This window comes from Nonomuraea sp. NPDC003201 (genome assembly GCF_053590415.1).
The window spans coordinates 21,061-28,022 of sequence record NZ_JBSFTC010000142.1 but is presented as its reverse complement, the minus strand read 5'-3'; the positions used below and the strand labels follow the sequence as shown (position 1 = coordinate 28,022).

Below are 6,962 nucleotides of genomic sequence, written 5' to 3'. Positions count from 1 at the left end.
CCCGCCCGTGGCACCGGCCCGCCCGTGGCACCGGCCCGCCCGTGGCACCGGCCCGTCCCCGTCCCGGCCCTGTCCCCAGGCCGCCCGTGGTTTGGCCCGCGCTGAGCGCCGTTCGCGTTGCGCCGGGTACCGCCGTCCGGCGGCTCGCCGACGCGGCGCTTGGGAGGCGGCGGTTGCGTGGTGGTGCCTGCGCTCGAGTTGCCGCACGTCGTCGGTGTGATGCGCCGACCGCCGTCGCGTCCGGCCGCCATGCCCCTGCCGCCATGCCCCTGCCGCCATGCCCCTGCCGCCATGCCCCCGGCCGTCGTGCCCGCCGTCGGTGTGACGCGCCGTCCACCGTCGCGCCGTCCACCGTCGCGCCCGCCTCCATGCCCCCGCCTCCATGCCCCACCGTCATGCCCGGCGGGGGGCCGGGGGGCGGGGGTCAGGAGAGGGCGTCGAAGCCGGCGCGGAGGTGGTTGAGGCGGTCCGTGAGGTCGGACAGGGGGACGGTGAGGGCCGGGTCCTGGGCCTTGCGGGCCAGCTCCCGTACCCGGGCCAGCTCATCCTCCACCGCCGTCAGCCGCCGCGACAGCTCGGGCAGCACCGAGGCGTGGTCGCCGACCCCCGGCGGGAGTTCGCCGCTCACGCGGTCGCGGAGCAGGGACGCCTGCTCGGCCAGCCGCTTGTTCATGTTGTACAGCTCCGTGAACACCGACACCTTCGCCCGCAGGACCCAGGGGTCGAACGGCTTGGTCAGGTAGTCGACCGCCCCGGCCGCGTAGCCGCGGAAGGCGTAGTCGGGCGCGCTGTCCACCACGGTCAGGAAGATGATCGGGATGTTCCTGGTCCGCTCCCGCCGCTTGATGTGGGCGGCCGTCTCGAAGCCGTCCATGCCGGGCATGCGCACGTCCAGCAGGATCAGGGCGAACTCGGTGTTGAGCAGCGCCTTGAGGGCCTCCTCGCCCGACCTGGCGCGCACCGGCACCAGGTCGAGGGAGCTGAGGATGGCTTCGAGGGCGATCAGGTTCTCCTCGCGATCGTCAACGAGGAGAATCTTGGCGCGATCTGGCATCGATCACGACCCTTCGGCTGCTGAGGCTGACGAGTCGGACATGGACCCGCGCCCGCGGCTCAGCCAGCCGCGCAGGCGTTCGAGCAGGCGGTCCACGTCCACCGGCTTGGGGACGTAGTCGGACGCGCCGGAGGCGATGCTCTTCTCGCGATCGCCCCGCATGACCTTGGCGGTCAGCGCGATGATCGGCAGGTCGGCGAACTGAGGCATGCGCCGGATGGCGGAGGTGGTGGCCCAGCCGTCCATCTCCGGCATCATGATGTCCATCAGCACGAGCGCGACGTCCTCGTTTCGTTCGAGCTGCTCGATCCCTTCCCGACCGTTTTCAGCGTAGACGACCGTGGAACCGTGTCGTTCCAGGACGCTGGTCAGCGCGAACACGTTACGGATGTCGTCGTCCACGATGAGGATCTTGGCGCCGCTGAGCGGGTCGTCTCCCTGCCACTGGGCCGGGGTCTCCACCGGCTCGACCAGTTCCTGCATCGGCAGGTCGAGCGGCAGCGGCGGCTCGGGCACGACCGTGGCGGCCGACTCCTCCGCCGGCGCCGTCATCAGCTGGCGGCGGGCCACGCCGCCGTCGGTGGCGGCCAGCGGGCCGGTGTAGGAGGCCGGTAGGTAGAGCGTGAACGAGCTGCCCTTGCCCAGCTCGCTGTCCACGTGGATCTCGCCGCCGAGCAGCCTGGCGATGTCCCGGCAGATCGCCAGGCCCAGGCCCGTGCCGCCGTACTTGCGGCTCGTCGTGCCGTCGGCCTGTCTGAACGCCTCGAAGATGACGTCCCGCTTGTCGGGCGCGATGCCGATGCCCGTGTCGATCACCTGGAAGGCGAGCAGGTCGTCGGCGCCGTGCAGGGTGTCGTCGTCGAAGTCGACCCCGGGCGGCGCCATCGAGACGCGCAGCTTCACCTCACCCCGCGGCGTGAACTTCACCGCGTTGGAGAGCAGGTTGCGCAGCACCTGCTGCAGGCGCTGCTCGTCGGCGCGCAGCTCCTTCGGGACGTCGTTCTCGACGTCGACGCTGAACGACAGCCCCTTGTCCTGCGCCAGCGGCGTGAACGCCGCCTCCAGCAGGTCCACCATCTTCGGCAGCGACACCTGGATCGGGTGGATGTCCATCCGGCCCGCCTCGACCTTGGACAGGTCGAGCATGTCGTTGATGAGCTGGAGCAGCGACGAGCCCGCGCTGTGGATCGTACGGGCGAACTCCACCTGCTGCGAGGTCAGGTTGCCCTCGGCGTTCTCGGTCAGCAGCTTGGCCAGCACCAGCAGGCTGTTGAGCGGCGTGCGCAGCTCGTGGGACATGTTCGCGAGGAACTCGGACTTGTAGCGCGAGGAGACCGCCAGCTGCTCGGCGCGCTCCTCCAGGGTGCGGCGGGCCTGCTCGATCTGGAAGTTCTGGATCTCGATCGCGCGGTTCTGCTTGGCCAGCAGCGCCGCCTTGTCCTCCAGCTCGGCGTTGGACCTGCGCAGCTCCTCCTGCTGGCGCTGCAGCTCGTCGGAGCGCTCCTGGAGCTCCCTGGTGAGCCGCTGCGACTCGGTGAGCAGGTCTTCGGTGCGGGAGTTGGCGATGATCGTGTTCATCGTGACACCGATGGTCTCGACGAGCTGGCGCAGGAAGTCGAGGTGCACCTCGCCGAACGGCGTGAACGAGGCCAGCTCGAGCACGCCGAGCACCCGGCTCTCGAACAGGATCGGCAGCACCACGATCTGCGCAGGCGTGGACTGGCTGAGCCCGCTGTCGATGGTGATGAACTGCGGCGGCACGTCGTCGAGCATGATGTGCCGGCCCTCGGCGGCCGCCTGGCCGACGATGCCCTCGCCGATCGCGAACCGCTGGCGCGGCCCCCGGTCGGGGCGCACGCCGTACCCGCCGATCAGTATCAGCTCGTGGTCGCCCTCGGGGTCGATGCCGTAGAAGGCGCCGTAGCGGGCCGAGACCAGCGGCGTCAGCTCGCTCATCGTCAGCTTGGCCACCTCGAGCAGGTCGCGGTGGCCCTGCATGAGCCTGGAGATGCGGGCCAGGTTGGACTTGAGCCAGTCTTGTTCCTGGTTGGCCTGGGTGGTCTCGCGGAGGTTGGCCACCATCGAGTTGATGTTGTCCTTCAGCTCCATCAGCTCGCCCTGCGCCTCGACGGCGATCGAGCGGGTCAGGTCGCCGCGGGCCACGGCGCTGGTGACGGTGGCGATGGCGCGCACCTGCGTGGTGAGGTTGCCGGCCAGCTCGTTGACGCTCTCGGTGAGCCGCTTCCACGTGCCCTCGACGCCCTCGACCCGGGCCTGGCCGCCCAGCTGCCCCTCGGAGCCCACCTCGCGGGCGACTCGGGTCACCTCGGAGGCGAACGACGACAGCTGGTCCACCATGCGGTTGATGGTGGTCTTCAGGGCCAGGATCTCGCCCTGGGCGTCCACGTCGATCTTGCGGGTGAGGTCGCCGTTGGCCACGGCCGTGGTGACCTCGGCGATGTTACGCACCTGCGAGGTCAGGTTGTTGGCCATGAAGTTGACGTTGTCGGTCAGGTCCTTCCAGACGCCCGAGACGCCGGTCACCCGGGCCTGGCCGCCCAGCTGGCCCTGCGTGCCCACCTCGCGCGCCACTCGGGTGACCTCGTCGGCGAAGGAGGACAGCTGGTCCACCATCGTGTTGAGGGTGTCCTTGAGCTGCAGGATCTCGCCCTGCGCGTCAACGGTGATCTTCTTCGACAGGTCACCCTGGGCCACCGCCGACGACACGGCCGCGATCTGGCGCACCTGGGAGGTCAGGTTGTTGGCCATGAAGTTGACGTTGTCGGTCAGGTCCTTCCAGACCCCGGACACGCCGCGCACCTGCGCCTGGCCGCCCAGCTGCCCCTCCGTGCCCACCTCCCGGGCGACTCGGGTCACCTCGGAGGCGAACGACGACAGCTGCTCGACCATCGTGTTCATGGTCGACTTGAGCTCGAGGATCTCGCCCTGGGCGTCCACGTCGATCTTGCGGGTGAGGTCGCCGTTGGCCACGGCCGTGGTCACCTGGGCGATGTTACGCACCTGGTACGTCAGGTTGTTGGCCATCGAGTTGACGTTGTCGGTCAGGTCCTTCCAGACCCCGGACACGCCCTTCACCTCGGCCCGGCCACCCAGCTTGCCCTCGGTGCCCACCTCGCGGGCGACTCGGGTGACCTCGTCGGCGAAGGAGGACAGCTGGTCCACCATCGTGTTGAGGGTGTCCTTGAGCTGGAGGATCTCGCCCTCGGCGTCGACGGTGATCTTCTTCGACAGGTTGCCCTGGGCCACCGCCGTCGCCACGGTCGCGATGCTGCGCACCTGGGAGGTCAGGTTGTTGGCCATGAAGTTGACGTTGTCGGTCAGGTCCTTCCAGACGCCCGAGACGCCGGTCACCTGGGCCTGGCCGCCGAGCTGGCCCTCGGTGCCCACCTCGCGGGCGACTCGGGTGACCTCCTCGGCGAAGCCGGAGAGCTGGTCGACCATCGTGTTGACGGTGTTCTTCAGCTCGAACATCTCGCCCACGGCGTCGACCGTCACCTTGCGGCTCAGGTCGCCCTTGGCCACCGCGGTGGTCACGACCGCGATGTCGCGCACCTGCGCGGCCACGCGGGACGACATCGTGTTGACGGCCTCGGTGAGGTCGCGCCAGCTTCCCGACATGCCCCGCAGGTTGGCGCTGCCGCCCAGCCGGCCCTCGGTGCCGGCCTCGCGCGCCACCCGGGTGACCTCGCTGTTGAACAGCGCGAGCTGGTCGACCATGCCGTTGATGGCCTTGCCGAGGCGCCGCACCTCGCCCCTGGCGGACCGGTCGAGGTCGATCCGGCGCGACAGGTCGCCCTTGGCGACCGCGTCGATCACGTCGGCCGCGCCGCTCACGGGGCTCACCAGGGCGTCGATCAGCTGGTTGACCGACTCGACGCTCTCAGCCCACGCGCCGACGCCCGGCCCGGGCGTCAGCCGCTCGCCGAACCGCCCTTCCTTGACGACCTCTTTGCGAACGCGCACCAGCTCGTTCGCCAGGTGTTCGCGGCGGTCGGCCACTTCGTTGAGCAGCAGCCGGACCTCGCTGAGGATCCCGGGAGGCGCGTGGGGGACACGACGCCGGAAATCACCATCACGCCAAGAGAAAAGGGTCTCAAGGATCGGAATGAGATCCGACTCGGTGTAGGTCCTCTCCTCCGGGGTTGGCGCGGCCTTGGCCGTGGTCATGGGGCCTCCTTCACTCGCGGCGGGCTCCGGCGAGTGATACAAGTCTGTCACGATGAGTAGCTCTGAGTCCTGCCCTTGGATTTACCCCAAGTCAGCTGGAAGTGTGGTAGGCACGGTGGGATGACTGCTTCTCCCCATGCCGTGCTCGCTGCGACCTTCGCGCCGGGTGAGACCGCTGTGACGGCTGCGATGAGGTTCACGCGCGAGGTGATGACCGCGTGGGCCACCGGCGGCGTGCTCCATACCGCCGAACAAGTCGCGGGAGATCTAGCCGAACAGGTTGCTGACGAGCCGTTTGAGGTGATCTGGAAGCATCTCGGGGATGCCGTACAGGTCGAACTGAGGCAGCGAAGCCTCTCGCAGGGTGATCCGAAAGCTCCTTCCGCGAACGTCGAAGAGTGGGGAGTCACCTTCACGGGCGATTCCCGTGTCCATTGGGTTAGGCTCACGCTACCTGGCTCCCCGGACAGGATCGCCGCCGAATGGCTGGAGGAGAGCGCCCGAGGTCCGCACTGGCTCGGATTCCTCGCTGATGCGAGTGACCTGCTCGCGGGCACACTCGACCCGGACATGGTACCTGCCCTCGTCGCCCAGGTCGTAGTCCCGCGATTGTCCAGCTGGTGCGCCGTCTACACCTCCGACAACTCCGTCGGGCCGATGCGGCTGGTCTACCTCTGGCACGCCGACGAGGCCAGGATCGACGGGCTGCGCGAGCAGCTCGCCGATATAGACGTGGCCGCCGCCGACACCAGGGTCACCTCGACCGTCCACCTGGCCGACTCGCAGGTGCTCGCGGTGCCGCTCACGGCGCGCGGGCGCGGGCTCGGCATGATGTGCCTGGGCCGGCCCGACCGCTTCCCCGACGACGTCATCCAGTTCGCCGAGGACATCGGCAGGCGTGCCGCGCTGGCCATGGACAACGCCCGGCTCTACGCGCAGCAGGCCGCCGCCAACCGGGCGCTCCAGCGCAGCCTGCTGCCGCCCAACGAGCCCGAGGTCCCCGGGCTCGACTACGGCGTCATCTACGAGCCCGCCGGCGAGACCAACGAGGTGGGCGGCGACTTCTACGACCTGTTCAAGGCGGGCGACGACTCGTGGCGGTTCGCGATCGGCGACGTGTGCGGCACGGGCCCCGAGGCCGCCGCCGTGACCGGGCTCGCCCGCCACACGCTGCGGCTGCTGGCCCGCGAGGGGTACGGCGTGGCGGCCGTGCTCGGGCGGCTCAACCAGGCGATCCTGGAGGAGGGCGAGCGCGCCAGGTTTCTCACGCTGCTGCACGGCGACATCACTCCCGTGGCGACCGGGCTGGAGGTGCGCCTGGTGTCGGCCGGACACCCCGAGGCGCTGCGGCTCAAGCCGAGCGGCAAGGTGGAGGCCGTGACCACGCCGCAGTCGCTGCTGGGGGTCTTCCACGAGGTCATGTTCGAGGCCGACACCGTGCATCTTGAGCACGGCGACGTGCTGCTGGCGGTGACCGACGGGGTGACGGAGCGGCGCTCGGGCGGACGGCTGCTCGACGACGAAGGCGGGCTGGCCAAGCTGCTGGCCGAATGCGCCGGGCTGTCGGCCAGAGCGGTGGCCGAGCGCATCCGCAGGGGCGCGGCGGAGTTCGCCTCCGAGCCGAGCCAGGACGACCTGGCCATCGTGGTGCTGCGCGCCCGCTAACACGCTCAATAACGCCTCCCTGTAACAGCGTCGGCACATGCTGTCACCGGAAGAG

General features: G+C 69.6%; 4 protein-coding genes. 1 reads left to right on the top strand and 3 read right to left on the bottom strand.

Going from position 1 to position 6,962, the window contains the following annotated elements; genetic code table 11:
• Positions 1 to 424: 424 nt before the first annotated feature.
• From ACWDX9_RS36315 to ACWDX9_RS36305, 3 genes are all read right to left on the bottom strand, one after another.
• Entirely contained in the window at positions 425 to 1,054 is a 630-nt protein-coding gene (locus tag ACWDX9_RS36315) for a response regulator (protein WP_350732628.1), read from the bottom strand.
• Positions 1,055 to 1,057: 3 nt separating this feature from the next.
• Positions 1,058 to 5,242 (bottom strand): HAMP domain-containing protein, encoded by a 4,185-nt coding sequence (locus tag ACWDX9_RS36310; protein WP_449962194.1) that lies wholly within the window; start codon positions 5,240 to 5,242, stop codon positions 1,058 to 1,060.
• A gap of 267 nt (positions 5,243 to 5,509) precedes the next feature.
• Positions 5,510 to 5,677 (bottom strand): hypothetical protein, encoded by a 168-nt coding sequence (locus ACWDX9_RS36305; RefSeq protein ID WP_449962191.1) that lies wholly within the window; start codon positions 5,675 to 5,677, stop codon positions 5,510 to 5,512.
• 135 nt (positions 5,678 to 5,812) lie between these two features.
• Here ACWDX9_RS36305 and ACWDX9_RS36300 point away from each other — a divergent pair, with 135 nt between their 5' ends.
• Complete coding sequence (locus ACWDX9_RS36300) at positions 5,813 to 6,907, top strand: PP2C family protein-serine/threonine phosphatase (RefSeq protein WP_449962188.1); 1,095 nt, start codon at positions 5,813 to 5,815, stop codon at positions 6,905 to 6,907.
• The last annotated feature ends 55 nt before the right edge of the window (positions 6,908 to 6,962 follow it).